Source organism: Flavobacterium bomense (assembly GCF_003970355.1).
In genome coordinates, this window is sequence record NZ_RYDJ01000001.1 from 340641 (window position 1) to 356674 (window position 16034).

Annotated in this window: 14 protein-coding genes and 1 tRNA gene; 6 read left to right on the plus strand and 9 right to left on the minus strand. The window is 33.2% G+C overall.

Annotated features, from left to right (window positions below; genetic code table 11):
- Positions 1-7 precede the first annotated feature (7 nt).
- From EKL98_RS01510 to EKL98_RS01525, 4 genes are all read right to left on the minus strand, one after another.
- Positions 8-991 carry a hypothetical protein gene (locus tag EKL98_RS01510; RefSeq protein ID WP_126457764.1) on the minus strand — a complete coding sequence of 328 codons (984 nt, stop codon included), beginning with the start codon at positions 989-991 and terminating at the stop codon, positions 8-10.
- A gap of 7 nt (positions 992-998) precedes the next feature.
- Entirely contained in the window at positions 999-2678 is a 1680-nt protein-coding gene (locus tag EKL98_RS01515) for a DUF6909 family protein (RefSeq protein WP_126561364.1), read from the minus strand.
- 36 nt (positions 2679-2714) lie between these two features.
- On the minus strand, positions 2715-4214 hold the full coding sequence (locus EKL98_RS01520; protein WP_126561365.1) for a GH3 family domain-containing protein: 1500 nt from the start codon (positions 4212-4214) through the stop codon (positions 2715-2717).
- Positions 4215-4281: 67 nt separating this feature from the next.
- Positions 4282-4803, minus strand: coding sequence for a peptidase (locus tag EKL98_RS01525; RefSeq protein WP_126552842.1), 522 nt, complete (start codon positions 4801-4803; stop codon positions 4282-4284).
- 214 nt (positions 4804-5017) lie between these two features.
- Here EKL98_RS01525 and tatA point away from each other — a divergent pair, with 214 nt between their 5' ends.
- Positions 5018-5191, plus strand: a complete 174-nt coding sequence (gene tatA / locus EKL98_RS01530; RefSeq protein WP_126515286.1) for a twin-arginine translocase TatA/TatE family subunit — start codon at positions 5018-5020, stop codon at positions 5189-5191.
- A gap of 39 nt (positions 5192-5230) precedes the next feature.
- Here the strand turns inward: tatA and EKL98_RS01535 are convergent, their stop codons facing one another.
- Positions 5231-7354 carry a Tex family protein gene (locus EKL98_RS01535; protein WP_126561366.1) on the minus strand — a complete coding sequence of 708 codons (2124 nt, stop codon included), beginning with the start codon at positions 7352-7354 and terminating at the stop codon, positions 5231-5233.
- 64 nt (positions 7355-7418) lie between these two features.
- Between EKL98_RS01535 and EKL98_RS01540 the strand changes: the two genes are divergently transcribed.
- Entirely contained in the window at positions 7419-7697 is a 279-nt protein-coding gene (locus tag EKL98_RS01540) for a DUF1294 domain-containing protein (RefSeq protein WP_126454936.1), read from the plus strand.
- On the opposite strand, the gene rpiB is transcribed toward EKL98_RS01540, so the two are convergent.
- Both rpiB and EKL98_RS01550 read right to left on the minus strand, forming a co-directional pair.
- A complete protein-coding gene (rpiB, locus tag EKL98_RS01545) occupies positions 7694-8122 on the minus strand; it encodes a ribose 5-phosphate isomerase B (protein ID WP_126454933.1) in 429 nt (142 codons plus the stop codon). The genes EKL98_RS01540 and rpiB overlap by 4 nt on opposite strands.
- A 718-nt stretch (positions 8123-8840) precedes the next feature.
- The gene (locus EKL98_RS01550) at positions 8841-9074 is read right to left on the minus strand and encodes a putative signal transducing protein (RefSeq protein ID WP_126454931.1); all 234 of its coding nucleotides are present in this window, start codon (positions 9072-9074) and stop codon (positions 8841-8843) included.
- A gap of 108 nt (positions 9075-9182) precedes the next feature.
- Between EKL98_RS01550 and rnr the strand changes: the two genes are divergently transcribed.
- From rnr to EKL98_RS01565, 3 genes are read left to right on the plus strand one after another with little or no spacing between them, the layout of a single operon-like run.
- Positions 9183-11372, plus strand: coding sequence for a ribonuclease R (gene rnr / locus EKL98_RS01555; protein ID WP_126552836.1), 2190 nt, complete (start codon positions 9183-9185; stop codon positions 11370-11372).
- Positions 11373-11377: 5 nt separating this feature from the next.
- Positions 11378-12121, plus strand: a complete 744-nt coding sequence (locus tag EKL98_RS01560) for a head GIN domain-containing protein (RefSeq protein WP_126561367.1) — start codon at positions 11378-11380, stop codon at positions 12119-12121.
- A 41-nt stretch (positions 12122-12162) separates the two neighbouring features.
- Entirely contained in the window at positions 12163-12840 is a 678-nt protein-coding gene (locus tag EKL98_RS01565; RefSeq protein ID WP_126452318.1) for a LysE family translocator, read from the plus strand.
- A 205-nt stretch (positions 12841-13045) separates the two neighbouring features.
- Here the strand turns inward: EKL98_RS01565 and EKL98_RS01570 are convergent.
- Positions 13046-13116 (minus strand) — tRNA-Cys (locus tag EKL98_RS01570).
- A gap of 82 nt (positions 13117-13198) precedes the next feature.
- Complete coding sequence (gene folB / locus EKL98_RS01575) at positions 13199-13558, minus strand: dihydroneopterin aldolase (RefSeq protein WP_126515293.1); 360 nt, start codon at positions 13556-13558, stop codon at positions 13199-13201.
- A gap of 125 nt (positions 13559-13683) precedes the next feature.
- On the opposite strand from folB, the gene EKL98_RS01580 reads away from it, so the two are divergent.
- A complete protein-coding gene (locus EKL98_RS01580) occupies positions 13684-15786 on the plus strand; it encodes a glutamine--tRNA ligase/YqeY domain fusion protein (protein ID WP_126561368.1) in 2103 nt (700 codons plus the stop codon).
- Positions 15787-16034: the final 248 nt, after the last annotated feature.

A 16034-nucleotide genomic window follows, 5' to 3' on the forward strand; every position in this document is an offset into this window, starting at 1 on the left:
ATTTTTTTTAAGAAGCAATTACTTTTGATTTTGCTAATTGCTTTTGATAAAATCGAATGAACAAATGAATAAAAACAAATAATAATACTAGCAATACTGGCAATACAAACTTCATAACGCCATTTACTGATTTTGAAGTATCACTATTCAATGTGAATGTTACCTCTCTAATCGTTTTTTGAAAATTGATTAATTTTAATCGGTTTAGCCCTTGAATGTATAACAATTCCTGTTTGGTTTTAATAATATCATTCAGTTGTGTATTTTCATTATAATACATGAGCTTATCATTTTTTAATGCACTTTTTACATTGGCCGTAAACCCATTAAGAACTCCATTTATTTGTTGAATAATCGTGTCATTTTGAGTAATATCCTGTTTTAAATTTGCCAATCCTACCTTTTGTATGGCGGTAAAATATTCAGATTGATTTAGATAATTCAATAATGGTGTAATCAATTTTTTCTCACTAGTAGTTCCATTGGTAACAACCGCAATCGTATGGTACGTATAATTTTTACTAGTAATATTATCTTCAAGTACTTTTTTTACCTCTCCAACTTCTGCCATTAACTTAATCAACTCAAAGTTTCGCTCTTTATCTTCAATGAATTTATAAACATCAGCTATGGGTTTAATTTCAATTTTTATTAGATCTTCAGGTTGGGACAATCCTATTTCATTTTGTAAAAAAACGATATCGCCAGCATTAATTTTAGATTGAATCAAATTGATTTTTGCATACAAATAATCCACACTCCCAAAATTAGGAATTACAGTAATTTCAGTAGTATACAATTTATTATTCTTATCCAAAAACAATCCCAAACCAAAACCGATGATTAGTAATACTAAAACAACCTTCCGTTGATTTAAAAAAAACTGAATACAATAGAACAACAGGGTATTCAACCTTCCGAACCCTTTTTTTAGCTTACTGGTAATTTGAAATACATCAATTTCTGAATCGCTATGCGCGTTTAAATTCATGAGCTAATTATTTTACGTTGAAAATTTGTTCTAATATTTTAATGGTAATCAAGTAAGTTGGTTTTACACCAGTGGTTCCTAGTCCGCCTGAAGCTAATGTACTTCCCGTTTCCAGCGGGTTATCTGATGCATAATACGCATATCTGACCTTCACATCATGTGGAACACTCTTTCTGATTTTTGAAGCTGATTGAATGGCTTTCTGGTAATAAGAACCTTCCATTTCCAACCCAATAATTCCCCAGGTCGACTCATGGAAAAACTTCAATAAATCCCTGTTCTGCAATGAAGTTCCTAAAACAGTAACCATGGGTCCGGCAAAAACAGCAATATCATTGCCTTCAAACATCTCAGCCGACAATTCATTATGGAAAAAATAATTATCTGCCGTTCCTTCATTAATGTGTGCATTCGGAATCATAATGTCCCCTTTTCCACCTTCCAGAATCCCAGCTTTCCCCATGATAGAAACCGATTCCACATTCAATAAAGTGTCTTTTTTAAACGGTTTCAGCAACTCATCAATCGTTTCATACGCCTGTTCCCCAAAAGCATAATCCATAACAATCAGTACTGGTTTTTTATCTCCGGTGTTTGCCTTTGGAAATGAGGTTTTTTCCCAGTCAATTTTGGCAGTATCAAAAATCTGAATATCGATATTCGTTCCTGAGGTATCCGGCAACGAAATCATTCCAAATTTCAAGGCTACTTCTTCCACTTGGTTTCGCACAGCATCTGCTCCGGATTTACTCAATTCCTCGTAAATAAAGAAATCTGATTTGTCTTTGAACTTAGTTTTCAACACTTCCGTAGCAAAAATAGAATTCATCACACTGTGCATGTTCGCACTAATCACGTGAATAGGGCGGTCTAAAAGTTCGTTTTCTTCTAGCACTTCTTTAATTTTGGTAGCCCAAATTTCCCCATGAATGTGGTGTCCCAATCGCTCTCTTAAAATAGGACTAAAGGTGATTGTTCTCTTATTATCGTCTACAATTTCTTCAATGGCGAGTTTCCCCAACCAAAAGATAACATGCAAGAAACGATCTGGCGCAGCAGCTGAACCAAATGCGTCATAAATATCCAATACTTCCTCAAATGTTCTTCCCAGAATATTAGCGGCATGCGAAATGGCTTTCTCTTTTTCTACAAGAGTCAGTTTCTTCTTTTGGGAAACTGCTTGTTCCAGTTTGAACCAGTCGCGGGAAACTTCACCGGCGTCATCCAGTAAAACCCTGTTTCTAATTTTGTGTGATTCTATGAAAATAAACGTCAAATGCGTCAGAATATCATAAATATCTGAGCGTCCACGAGTAATCTCCACGTTCATTTGTTCCTCGTCGATACGGTAACAATTACGTCGCCTTTTTGGCGGTACAATTGCCTGAAAATGCGATTTAGAATACCCTTCATCCGAAGTTAAATTGATAAATCTGCATTCTTCTATTCCTACTGGCAGACGTTCAATTACATATAAAAGTCCGTTCAATTCTACTTTTTCTTCGGCAATATTTCCATAAATTTCTGGTCGTAATGCTAATAATGCTTCGCGCAATGTATCGCCTGAAATTCCCATCGGTTTGTAAAATCCCCTATTGAAAAGGTGGCGCATCGTGATGTACATTTTTTCAATTGCTGCCGAAGACTCTTGTGCTCTGGAGCGTGATATATTTTTTGTTTCTTTCATTTTCTACTTATTTTCTAACCTTCAAAGGTAAGACATTTATTTACTTTTTAACAAATCCACTATATTCCTATCATTAGAAAGTCTCGGGATTTTATTTTGTCCGCCCAATTTGCCAATCGATTTCATATAGTCTTGAAAACCATTTTTAGCCACTTTGGTGACAACCACTTTTTGCAACACTTTGCCCACAATCAAATCATCATAATACATGTTTTGTTTTCGCATGGCATTGTCCAGCGCTTCCGCAAAAGATACGCTGTCTTCCGGTTCGTTTTCAAATTCAATACACCACTCATGATACGGCAATCCCTCTGCAGGAGTGATTTGTGGTGCCACGGTAAACTCATTGATTCGAATGGTAGTTCCAAGAATTGCTTCCTGTAACGCACTTTCCACTTCTTTCCCAATTACATGTTCTCCAAAAGCCGAAATATAGTGTTTGATTCTTCCGGATACTATAATTCTGTAGGGTTTTAAACTGGTAAATTGAACGGTATCGCCTAAATCATATCCCCAAAGTCCTGCATTAGTAGAAATGATTAAAACGTAATTCACGCCCAGTTCCACTTCACCAATCGTAAAACGTCTTGGTCCCGAACCTTCGGGATTCGTATAAAATTCGTCCGATTTAATAAATTCATAAAAAATTCCCGAGTTTAAAAGCAGTAACATTCCTTTTTCTTTTTGTGAATCTTGGTACGCAAAAAATCCTTCCGAAGCCGGAAACAGCTCAATACTGTCTACTTTTCGACCTATCAAATTTTCAAATTTGGCGCGGTACGGTTCATAATTTACACCGCCGTAAATAAACAAATTGAAGTTTTTGAAGATTTCCCCAACAGGCTTCCCTTCTTTTTGATGCAATTTCTCAAAATACATTTGCACCCAGGAAGGAATTCCAGAAATCACAGCCATGTTCTCGTTGATTGTTTCCTCGACAATTGCATTCACTTTAGTATCCCAGTCTTCAATGCAATTGGTTTCCCAAGAGGGCATTCGGTTTTTTTGTAAATATTTTGGAACAAAATGCGCTACAATTCCAGATAAACGACCAAATTTTATTCCATTATTCACCTCCAGAAGTGGGCTTCCCTGCAAGAAAATCATTTTTCCATCTACAAAATCAGCGTTACCGGTTTCATGAATATAATGCAAAATAGCGTTTCTGGCTGCTGTAATGTGAAACGGCATGGATTCTTTTGTCAAAGGAATGTACTTAGCCCCAGATGTTGTTCCAGAAGTTTTAGCAAAATAAAGTGGCTTTCCTTTCCAGAGCACATCAACCGACCCCTTGACCACCTTATCAATATAAGGTTTTAACCCTTCATAATCTCGAACAGGAACCTGATTTGTAAAATCATCGTAATTTTTAATTTGGTCAAAATGATGGTCTACGCCAAATTGGGTTTTATTTGCGTCTTTTATTAATTGTAAAAAAACTTTTTTTTGAGTTTCAATAGGATCAGTAGACCAAGCTTGTGTGGTATTGTAAATTTTTTTTGCAAATAATTTTGCTGCAATTGATTTTAGTGACATTTCTTCCTTCTGATTTTAATTGTTTGAGCCGCTGGGCGCACTCCATTTTATTGTAATAAAAACTATTTTACTTTATTGGAGGTTGACCCTTACCTTTGTTGGAGGATCGCAGGGAATTTACATTTTTCTCTTCCTGCGCAACCTGTTGCCTCAATTCTAATTCTTGTTTTGATGCAGACATATCAACCTGTGAAGGCGCTTCCTCTGCCTCCGCGAGTATTGAATCTTTATTGAATTTTGCATATTCTAATTCTCCGGTCAGCACTTTTTGAATCGATTGGATATAGGCTTCGTTTTGTTTTAATGCACGTGACAAAGAATCCGATTTTAAAGACAATTCCATTGCATCCTTTTTCAATTTTGAAGAAGAATAGCCCGGTATAAATTCTCGTAAAGGAGTGAATGCAATGATAAAGGTGGTGACAAATGTAATAATTATAGCGCCTAAAGTCGCTACCACAAAAACGTTCATTAGGGTAAGCTTCAATGAAAAAGTTTCTTCAAAAGTATCTTCGTTTAGTATGATTAAACGTCTTTTATTAAATAAATTTTCCTTTAATTTCTGTCTTTTTAATCCTTTGTCGGGCATCCTTTTTGATTATTTAACAAATATAACAATTATTGTCGTTGATTGTATTCGCTTTTCTAGGATGATATTTCTTAATCTTGCATTCGTTTTTAATAAATTTTTAACGTTTTTAAAATTAAAATAAATGAATTTAAATGAGTTTCTATTAATTAATTCTCTATACCTTTGCTGATAGGTTTATTACAAACTTGCTTCGGCAATAAATTATCGTATTATGAGTAGTATAGGTGTTACAGAAATCCTTATTATATTGGCGGTTGTTTTATTACTTTTTGGAGGTAAAAAAATCCCAGAATTGATGAAAGGCTTAGGAAGCGGAATCAAAGAATTCAAAAACGCAGCCAAAGAAGATCCGTCAGCTGATAAAAAAGAAGGAGAAACAAAATAAAAAAAGGCTTTTCATACTTGAAAAGCCTTTTTTTATGATTTAAATGACCATCGTCAACTGAATTCTCTTTCTTTCCTCATCTACTTCGGTCACTTTGACTTGAACATGTTGGTGCAATTTAACCACTTCATTTACATCACTAACAAAACCGGCTTTGAGTTGCGAGATGTGAACCAACCCGCTTTCTTTGACTCCAATATCCACAAAACAACCAAAATTAGTAATGTTATTGATAATTCCCGGCAAAATCATTCCTGTTTTTATATCTTTTATCATTTTTACATTCGGATCAAATTCAAATACTTTAGCTGATTGTCTGGGGTCTAATCCTGGTTTCTCTAATTCCTTGATAATGTCTTTCAATCCCAATAAACCTATTTCTGGTGTACTATAGTTTTCTGGTTTTATCAAAGCGATTTTCTCTTTGTTGGCAATCAAATCATGCACCGTCAATTTCAAATCTTTAGCCATTTTTTCTACAATTCCATAGGCTTCCGGATGAACCGCTGAATTATCCAATGGGTTTTTTGCATTCGAAATTCGGATAAAAGCAACGCCTTGTTGGTACGCTTTTTCACCCAAACGCGGCACTTTTTTAAGTTGTTTTCTATCTGTAAAAGGACCATTATCCGAGCGGTATTGTATTATATTTTCAGCCAGCTTCTCTCCTATTCCACTCACGTAACTCAATAAATGCTTGCTCGCAGTGTTTATGTTTATCCCAACTGAATTCACACAACGAACCACTGTATTATCCAATTCTTCTTTCAACTTGTTTTGGTCCACATCATGTTGGTATTGGCCTACGCCAATGGCTTTCGGGTCAATTTTTACTAATTCGGCTAATGGATCACTTAGTCGTCTACCTATAGAAACCGAACCTCGAACCGTGACATCATAATTCGGAAATTCATCTCTAGCAATTTTTGAGGCAGAATACACCGATGCTCCCGCTTCTGAAACGATAAAAACCTGGACCGGTTTGTCGAAAGCTATTTTCTTGATGAAGAATTCGGTTTCACGCGAAGCCGTTCCGTTTCCTATTGAAATAGCATCAATTTTATACGAATTTACCATCGAACGAATTTTTTTCATCGCCATCGCTTCCTCTTTTTGAGGCGCATGCGGATAAATAGTTTCATTGTATAACAAATCTCCTTTTTCGTCCAAGCAAACAATTTTACATCCGCTTCTAAAACCGGGATCAATCGCCAGAATTCGTTTTTCACCCAACGGCGGCGCCAGTAATAACTGTCCAAGATTGTTCGCAAAAACCTGAATAGAATTGGCATCAGCCTTCACTTTAGCTTCTTGCAAAGTTTCATTTGAAATCGCCGGATTCAGCAATCGTTTGTAACTATCTTCGATAGCTAATTGAACGTGCGGTGTGCTTTTATTTTCACTTTTTAAAACTAACGCATCAATAATAACATACGCTTCATCAATATCAACTTCTACTTTAACCTTAATAAAACCTTCATTTTCGGCACGGAGCATGGCTAATAATCTGTGTGAAGGTGCTTTAGTCAACGGCTCAGACCAATCGAAATATTGATTAAATTTTTGTGCTTTTTCATCTTCTTTCTTTGTTTTTACCACTTTAGTCGTAATAATGGCTTTGCGTTCGTACAATCGTCGGAGTTGCTTTCGAACATAACTATTTTCATTAATCCATTCAGCAATAATATCTCTGGCGCCTTGTAGAGCTGCTGCTTCATTGCTTACTTTTTCGTTCAAATATTTTGTCGAAATAAAATCGACATCATCATTATTTTGCGCCATAATGATTTTGGCTAGTGGTTCCAATCCATTTTCTCTAGCCACATCGGCTTTGGTTTTTTTCTTCTTTTTGAATGGGAGATAAAAATCCTCCAATTCCTGTAAATCGAAACTTTGTTGTATTTTTTTTTCTAATTCTGGACTGAGCGCATTTTGTTCCTGAATCGATTTTAAAATCGCTTCTTTACGTTTTACAATCACTTCGTATTCTTTTTGAAGCTTTGCAATTTGTTCTATTTGTACCTCATCCAGATTTCCTGTTGTATCTTTTCGATAGCGAGAAATGAAAGGAATAGTACAATCTTCTTGTAATAATTGTACTGTTTTTTGAATGTTTATTGCTGCAGTGGCAACGACTTTTGATATGAATTGTATGTTGGTCATTTTAAATTTAAGATTATAAAATCATGTTACTAAAATAGTATCTTTGAGTCAAAATTTCTTATTTATGTCTTTTTTATTCTGGTATTTTGCACTCATTAATTTGGTTGCTTTTTCAATAATAGCAGTTGACAAACAGCTAGCTGTAAATCAAAAAAGACGCATTTCAGAACTTAATTTGTTACTGCCAAGCGTTATTGGCGGAACAATTGGTTCCGGGTTAGCAATGCTTCTATTTAGACATAAAACCTCAAAAGAAAGCTTCCTTTTGAGGTTTTACGGAATTATAGTAATTCAAATTTTAATCCTTTTTGGACTGTATAATTTTGGAATAATTAAATTCTAGCAAGAAATTTTATCTACTCTATTTTGGTGTCTTCCACCTTCAAATTCAGTACTTAAAAATGCTTCAACCATTTCTACTGCTTGTGGAATTGAAGTGTACCGAGCGGGAATACTAATAATATTAGCATCATTATGTTGACGAGCTAAAACTGCTATTTCTTTCATCCAGCATAAAGCCGCACGAACTTTAGATTGTTTATTGACTGTCATAGAAATTCCGTTGCCACTCCCGCAAATAACAATTCCAAAATCAGCTTTTCCCTCTGCAACATCTGTAGCAACAGGATGACCAAAATCTGGATAATCTACACTTGCTGCTGAATCTGTTCCGTAATTAGTTACTTCATGTCCTTTTGCTTGAAGCATTTCCACAATTGCTTTTTTGTATTCCGGACCTGCATGATCGTTTCCTATGGAGATTTTCATATACTATGTATTAAATAATGTTGTGCAAATTTAAATAAAGTAATCTATTCTGATGAATTAAATAAGTCCTATTTATTTGATAAATTCAATTTAAATATACCTTTAAAATTGAATTTAATATTTTATTTTGTAACTATCAGATCCTTATTTAATTAACAGTTATTAATAATTCCTTTTAATCCATAAATAGTTGTAAATCAATATAAATTTTGTATTATAAATGTTAAAATTTTACATTGTTAATAACGAAATGCAATTGCTTGATATTCAGTTAACTTTAAATTAACGTACTATGTTCATAACTTAAGATAGAATCTTAGAACTATTTTTGGGTAATATCTAAAAAATAAGTAATCCAAAACCTAGTTTTTAAATCCTAATTTAGTTTCGTTAATTTTTAGAATAGTTATTAATATTAAAAAGTGGGTTATCAACAAAATAGTGTTGTGTGAGTTATTTACAAAACCACTAGTTTTTATATTATCAACCATTGTTAATTAAAATATAAAAAGACTTTAAAATTAATACTTTATCTTAAAATAAGTATGTTAATAACTCTTAATAACATCTTTAAACTTGATTTCAACTATTTTTAAAATAAATTTATTGCCACTATTAACATACTATAATAACAACCAAAAAATAATTTAAATTTAATTTTTCTTTTTATTTAAAATAATAGATGTTGACAACTTTCAAAAAAAGTACTGTTTTAGATTTAAACAATAGTCAGTTTTGTATTCAGGTTATCTAATAATTCCTGAACCTTTTCAAAATCATTAATATGAACTTTAAGTTTAATTCCACCATAAGCAAAACTGCCAAACGGATCGATGGAAACCAACGTTTCATTTTCAAAAAAATAGTTGATTTTTTCCTGTTCTAATAAATGCTTTAGTACCACAATTTCATGTGAATAATTAAAGGTTCTAATTATTTTGAAATCTTCCATTTTTTCAATTTTTATAAAGATACGAAAGTTATTTTTTTAATAAATATAATCCGTAAAATCTGTAATATGATATCTTCTTTGTAATTTTAGACTTTTAAGAACCGATTTATGAGTAAAAGACTAAGAAAGCCGATAAAAAAAGAGAAAGATTTCTCTGAAAAAATAATAAAAATATTATCGCAAAGTGCTAATAAAGCATTCAATTATAAACAGATAGGAGCAAAACTTGAGCTTGATGATACCGAAAGCAGAAATCAAATTATAAAAGATTTGAAGATTCTGGCTTCGCAAAACAAAATCATAGAATCAGAGCCGGGTAAATACTTAGTAAAAGCAGAAAGTAAGGAGTATTACGAGGGTAAAATTGATATGACAAGCCGTAAAACAGCTTATTTTGTTTGTGCTGAAATGGAAGAAGATGTTTTTATCCCGACCAATAACTTGAACCACGCCTTAGATAAAGACATTGTCAAAGTGTATGTATACAACCGCAGAAAAGGAAAAAGACCCGAAGGTGAAGTAATTGAAGTACTTGAAAGAAATAAAACAGATTTTGTGGGTGTAATTGACATTCAAGCTAATTTTGCTTTTGTTTCTACTGCAAATCCAAAAATGTATACCGATATTTTTATTCCAAAGGATAAAATAGGCGAGGCCGAACAAGGTGATGTCGTTTTGGTACACATTGAAGATTGGCCGGCCAGAGCTGATAGTCCTTTTGGTTCCGTAATAAAAGTTTTAGGAAAACCAGGGGAACACGATACAGAAATTCATGCCATTCTTGCAGAATATGGTTTGCCGTCAGAGTTTCCTATTGAAGTAGAAATGTTTGCACAAAAAATTGATACTTCAATAGAAGAAAATGAAATTGCTAAACGTCGCGATATGCGAGATACGTTGACTTTTACAATTGATCCAAAAGATGCGAAGGATTTTGATGATGCACTTTCATTTAAAAAACTAGAAAATGGTAATTACGAAATTGGTATTCACATTGCTGATGTTTCGCATTATTTACAAGAAGGAACAATCCTGGATGATGAAGCGTATCAAAGAGCAACATCAGTTTATTTAGTAGATAGAGTAGTGCCAATGTTACCCGAAGTATTATCAAACTTTGCGTGTTCGTTGAGACCAAATGAAGAAAAATATACGTTTTCGGCTATATTTGAAATTAACGAAACATCCGAGGTTATCAACCAATGGTTTGGTCGAACGGTAATTTACTCTGATCAACGTTTTGCGTATGAAGAAGCGCAGTATATCATAGAGACCAAAGACGATGTGATTCCATCAGAAATTTCGATCACGGCAAGTTCGTATCAAGTTTCGAAAGAAATTGTCGCTGCGACGCTAAAAATGGATGAATTAGCTAAAATTCTTAGAAAAAGAAGAATGGCTGAAGGAGCTATTACTTTTGATAAAGTGGAAGTGAAATTTAATTTAGACGAAGCCGGTGAACCGCAAGGCGTTTATTTTAAAGTTTCGAAAGATGCCAATCATCTGATTGAAGAATTCATGCTTTTAGCCAACAGAAAAGTAGCGGAATACATTGGAAAACAAAAGAAAACGTTTATTTACAGAATTCACGATGAACCCAATGAGGATAAACTTTTTGCAATGCAAGCTGTTATTGCTAAGTTTGGACATAAAATTGATTTTAAGCAAGGTTCTATTTCACAAGCTTTAAATAAATTAATGGAAGATGTAAATGGTAAAAAAGAACAAAATTTAATTGATACCCTTGCGATTAGAAGTATGAGTAAAGCCAAATATTCAACGGATAACATAGGACATTATGGTTTAGCTTTTGATTATTATTCGCATTTTACATCACCAATTCGTCGTTATCCGGATGTGATGGTGCATCGTTTGTTGCAACATTATCTGGACGGAGGTAAATCAGTAGATGAAGAAACGTATGAAACAAAATGCGTTCATTCGTCCACAATGGAAGGTTTAGCAACTAATGCTGAACGTGATTCTATTAAGTACATGCAGGTCAAATACATGCAAGATCATCAGGACGAGGAATTTTTGGGTGTAATTTCCGGTGTGACAGAATGGGGAATTTATGTAGAAATTATCGAAAATAAATGTGAAGGAATGTGTAGAATCAGGGATATAAAAGACGATTATTACACCTTTGATGAAAAACAATACGCACTTACTGGTGCAACTTCTGGAAAATTGTTACAATTAGGAGATGAAATTTATGTTAAAGTAAAAAATGCTGATTTAGTTAAAAAACAACTGGATTTTAATTTTTTAAGAAGAATTGGAGAACCATTAAAATAAAAAAAATGAAATCAAATATTCACGACACGAGTGCTAACGAACTGGCGAAGCAATACCAAAAAATAAATATTAGAAATAGGAGTAAAAAATTAGTGATTATTGCTTTTATATTTTTAAGTCAAATAACAAATGCTCAGATAACCAGAAATTTAGGAGATTTTGATGAAGTAAAAGTATTTGATAAAATCAGTGTTAAATTAATTGCAGCCTCAGAAAACAAAATTATTATAACCGGTGCTCGTGCAGATGAAGTGGAAACGGTGAATAAGAACGGTGAATTAAAAATCAGAATGCCTTTCCCTAAATTATTATCTGGAGATGATATTAAAGTTAAGTTATATTTTAAAACCTTGCAAAGTATTGCTGTAAGCGAGGGAAGTTATGTATCAAGTGACTCTGATTTTAAACAAACAGTATTAGATTTAAATGCAAAATCTGGAGGCGAAATAAAGTTAGAAATTGATGTTGATAAAGTAGAAGTGAAAGCGAATGCAGGAGGAATAGTTTCAGTATCCGGTAGAGCCAAAAATCAAGATGTTGTAATTACCTCGGGCGGAATTCTTAATGCTAAGGATTTAGAGACTTCTCAAACAACCATAAGTGTTACTGCAGGAGGACAATCAGAAATTCATGCCACAATATTAGTGGATGCAAAAGTAAAAGCTGGAGGCTCAATTTTTATCTATGGAAAACCAAAACAGATTAACCAAAATGTTTTCATTGGTGGCACTATCTTAGAGAAAAATTAGTATTTTAGTTTATTTTTCATACCAATAAATTTAGATATTTAATGATAAACGATATTCTAGCTGGTATTCCTTGGGGAATTTTCTTAAGTTTTATGATTGGCCCTGTTTTTTTTATTTTACTGGAAACAAGTATTATAAAAGGATTTAGAGCGGCTTTAATATTTGATTTAGGCGTAATTTTAGGAGATATTGTTTTCATCGGAATTGCTTATTTAGGCAGTTACCGGTTAATTCAAAGTTTAAAAGACCAACCAGCACTTTTTATTTTTGGAGGTGTGTTGATGCTCGCTTATGGTGTAATTTCTTTCCTGCAATTAAAAAAAGAAGAGAAAATAAATACAGACATTATCGATAAGGAAATAGTTAAAAAAAATTATTTAAGCCTTTTTATAAAAGGTTTTTTGTTAAATATTATCAATATAGGTGTACTTGGTTTTTGGTTGGCTATTATTATTTCAGTAGGACCAAAACTAGAAATGCAAACATTTAGAATGGTCACTTTTTTTATTGCAGTTATTGGAACCTATTTATTTATAGATTGTATCAAAATTGGATTAGCTAAACAATTAAAAACAAAACTTACCCCTAATAACATCCTTAAAATTAAAAAAGGAATCAGTATTGTAATGATGGTTTTTGGGATGGTTTTGATCACCCAAGGTTGGTTTCCGGAAGAAAAAGAATTGGTAAAAAAAGCATTTGATAAAATAGATAATTAAAGTCTATTACGTTTTTTTAAACCATTAAGAAATTAAGAAAAATTAAGTCTTAAGTCTTAATAAAATGTAGTTTCTTAATGGTAAAAATTTGAGTCAAAAAAAAACTAAAGTGTTTTAAAGGTTTTATATTTTATCCGGATTCGAACCCTAATTTTCCTAAAAATTAGACATAAAAAAAACCTCCAAATTGCTTTGAAGGTTTTAGAGGCATCGTCCGGATTCGAACCGGAGTAGGAGCTTTTGCAGAGCCCAGCCTAGCCACTCGGCCACGACGCCCTGTTGAATGGACGGCAAAAGTACTCAAAAAGTTTAAAGTTTAAAAGTTTAAAGTTTAAAAGTTTTAAAAAATATTTTTAATTTAGCTTCTATATTCTTCCAATTCAATAGTAACTGCTTCAACATCACCACCAATAGGGGGGTTTAGTTTAGAAACCGCCACAATAATTCTGGAAATTTCCGGAATTTCTTCAAAGATTCGCGTTAAGATTCGGTGTGCCACATGTTCTAATAAGTCTGAACGAATCGCCATTTCTTCTACAACGATATGATTTAAGAGCACATAATCCACCGTGTCTTTCAAATCATCTGTAATACTGGATTTTCTCAAATCAGTCTTAACTTCTAAATTTACAATATAGTCTGACCCAATTTTTCCTTCCTCGATCAAGCAACCGTGGTAGGAGTAGGTGCGGATATTTTTAAGTTTTATAATTCCCATTATTTTATTTTTTTGTGTAAAGCGTATAATGTAAAGAGGAATCGCTAATTTTTCAAAGGTTTCTATGGAAACTTTAAACCTTTAACCTCAAACTTTTTTTATCTTTGCTAAAATAAAACAAAAAAATGTCAACTGAAGAAAAATCGCTCCATTTTATAGAACAAATCATTGAAGACAGTTTATCTAACGGTTTTCCTAAAGATAAATTACGTTTTCGTTTTCCGCCGGAGCCTAATGGCTATTTACATATTGGTCATGCTAAATCAATTTGCTTGAATTTTGGTTTAGGATTAAAGTACAATGCACCGGTTAACTTGCGTTTTGATGATACCAATCCTGCTAAAGAAGAGCAGGAATATGTAGACGCCATCAAAGAAGATTTAAAATGGTTGGGATTTAACTGGACCGAGGAATTGTATTCTTCTGATTATTTTCAGCAATTGTATGACTGGGCAATTTTGATGATTAAAAAGGGAAAAGCATATATAGACAGCCAATCCTCGGAAAAGATGGCATTGCAAAAAGGAACGCCAACACAAGCAGGTGTAGATGGGCCTTTCAGAAACCGTACTATAGAAGAAAATCTCATTTTATTTGAAGGAATGAAAAATGGAGATTTTCCGGAAGGAAGTCATGTTTTACGTGCGAAAATTGATATGGCATCTACTAATATGTTGATGCGAGATCCATTGATGTATCGTATTTTACACCGTCACCATCACAGGACAGGCAATCAATGGAATATTTATCCAATGTATGATTATGCACACGGAGAAAGCGATTATATCGAGCAAATTTCGCATTCTATTTGTACGCTTGAATTTGTAATGCACCGAGAATTATACAACTGGTTTTTAGACCAAATTTATGATGACTCAAAAGTACGACCACAACAATATGAATTTGCCCGTTTGAACTTGAACTACACGGTAATGAGCAAACGAAAACTGTTGCAATTAGTACAGGAAAATATTGTAAACGGTTGGGATGATCCTAGAATGCCAACAATTTCAGGATTGCGAAGAAGAGGATATACCGCAGCTTCTATTCGTAAGTTTTGTGATAGTATTGGTGTTGCCAAAAGAGAAAATATAATTGATTTTTCACTTTTGGAATTTTGCCTGCGTGAAGATTTGAATAAAACCGCTCCAAGAGTTATGGCGGTTTTAGATCCTATAAAATTAGTCATCACAAATTATCCGGATGACAAAGAAGAATGGCTTGATGCCGAAAACAATCAGGAAGATGAAAGTGCAGGATTTAGGAAAGTTCCTTTTTCAAGAGAATTATTTATTGAAAAAGAAGACTTTCTAGAAGAGGCTCCTGCCAAATTTTTCCGATTGAGTTTAGGCAGAGAAGTACGTCTTAAAAACGCCTATATTATTAAAGGGGAGCGTGTTGTAAAAGATGCTGCGGGTAATATTACTGAAATTCATGTAACGTATGATGAAGACAGCAGGAGCGGGAGCGGGAGCGAAGCCAGTCAACGAAAAGTGGCCGGAACCCTGCATTGGGTTTCTATACAACACGCTCTAGAGACGGAAGTTCGGCTCTACGATCGCTTGTTTATCGATGAAGCGCCAGACAGTCATAAAGAGAAAAACTTCTTGGAATTTATGAATCCTGGTTCGTTACAAATTGTAAAAGGATTTGTAGAACCAAGTTTGGCAACGGTACAATCCGGAGATAAATTTCAGTTTCAACGATTGGGTTACTTCAATGTGGATAAAGATTCAACTGAAGGCAAAATTGTCTTCAATAAAACCGTTGGATTAAAAGATGCTTGGGAAGAAAAGGGCAAAAAAGAAGAAAATTTATTGATGAACACGCAAAAAGAAATCAATAAATATGTAAAAGAAAAGGATGAAAACAATGCCAATTTGATTTTAAACAACATTGTGACTAATATAAAAAGTATAGATAATTACAGTTTAATTATTCAGACTATTGTCAAAAATATTAAGAATGATAATAACTCGTTATTGTTTTCTAATTTGATTTTACTGCATTCTGATAAGGTTAATATAAAAGATATTGATGAAGAGTCTTTAACAAAATTATATTCGATGTCATTGAAAAGCCAATTGGCAGCGGTTCGAATTTTAGTTATCGAAAACTTACAAAAGGACGGCGGTAATTTTAGTCTTTTTCAAACACAACTTTCAGAAATGAAAAATAATGAAAAAAACGATAAAGTGCTACAGGTATTAAATGATCTTACATTTTAAGAACATATTGCTAAAATAGTTTTACCAATCAAAAATCCTCTTTTTAGAGGATTTTTGATTGGTATAGTAATTTTTTATAGAAATACTATTTTTAATATTTTTATCTAATCGGAAACAACATCCATATATTGATTTTAAACGTCTTTTATAGCATAAACAACATCTTTTATAGAATTTAAAAAAACACACAAGAGCTTGCTTTTATTTGCTTTTGGTCTTGTATAATTACACTTTAACGAGTTGTTAAC

Coding starts and splice junctions, on each gene's coding strand:
- EKL98_RS01510 (WP_126457764.1), bottom strand. CDS start 991: ATGAATTTAAACGCGCATAGCGATTCAGAAATTGATGTATTTCAAATT.
- EKL98_RS01515 (WP_126561364.1), bottom strand. CDS start 2,678: ATGAAAGAAACAAAAAATATATCACGCTCCAGAGCACAAGAGTCTTCG.
- EKL98_RS01520 (WP_126561365.1), bottom strand. CDS start 4,214: ATGTCACTAAAATCAATTGCAGCAAAATTATTTGCAAAAAAAATTTAC.
- EKL98_RS01525 (WP_126552842.1), bottom strand. CDS start 4,803: ATGCCCGACAAAGGATTAAAAAGACAGAAATTAAAGGAAAATTTATTT.
- tatA (WP_126515286.1), top strand. CDS start 5,018: ATGAGTAGTATAGGTGTTACAGAAATCCTTATTATATTGGCGGTTGTT.
- EKL98_RS01535 (WP_126561366.1), bottom strand. CDS start 7,354: ATGACCAACATACAATTCATATCAAAAGTCGTTGCCACTGCAGCAATA.
- EKL98_RS01540 (WP_126454936.1), top strand. CDS start 7,419: ATGTCTTTTTTATTCTGGTATTTTGCACTCATTAATTTGGTTGCTTTT.
- rpiB (WP_126454933.1), bottom strand. CDS start 8,122: ATGAAAATCTCCATAGGAAACGATCATGCAGGTCCGGAATACAAAAAA.
- EKL98_RS01550 (WP_126454931.1), bottom strand. CDS start 9,074: ATGGAAGATTTCAAAATAATTAGAACCTTTAATTATTCACATGAAATT.
- rnr (WP_126552836.1), top strand. CDS start 9,183: ATGAGTAAAAGACTAAGAAAGCCGATAAAAAAAGAGAAAGATTTCTCT.
- EKL98_RS01560 (WP_126561367.1), top strand. CDS start 11,378: ATGAAATCAAATATTCACGACACGAGTGCTAACGAACTGGCGAAGCAA.
- EKL98_RS01565 (WP_126452318.1), top strand. CDS start 12,163: ATGATAAACGATATTCTAGCTGGTATTCCTTGGGGAATTTTCTTAAGT.
- folB (WP_126515293.1), bottom strand. CDS start 13,558: ATGGGAATTATAAAACTTAAAAATATCCGCACCTACTCCTACCACGGT.
- EKL98_RS01580 (WP_126561368.1), top strand. CDS start 13,684: ATGTCAACTGAAGAAAAATCGCTCCATTTTATAGAACAAATCATTGAA.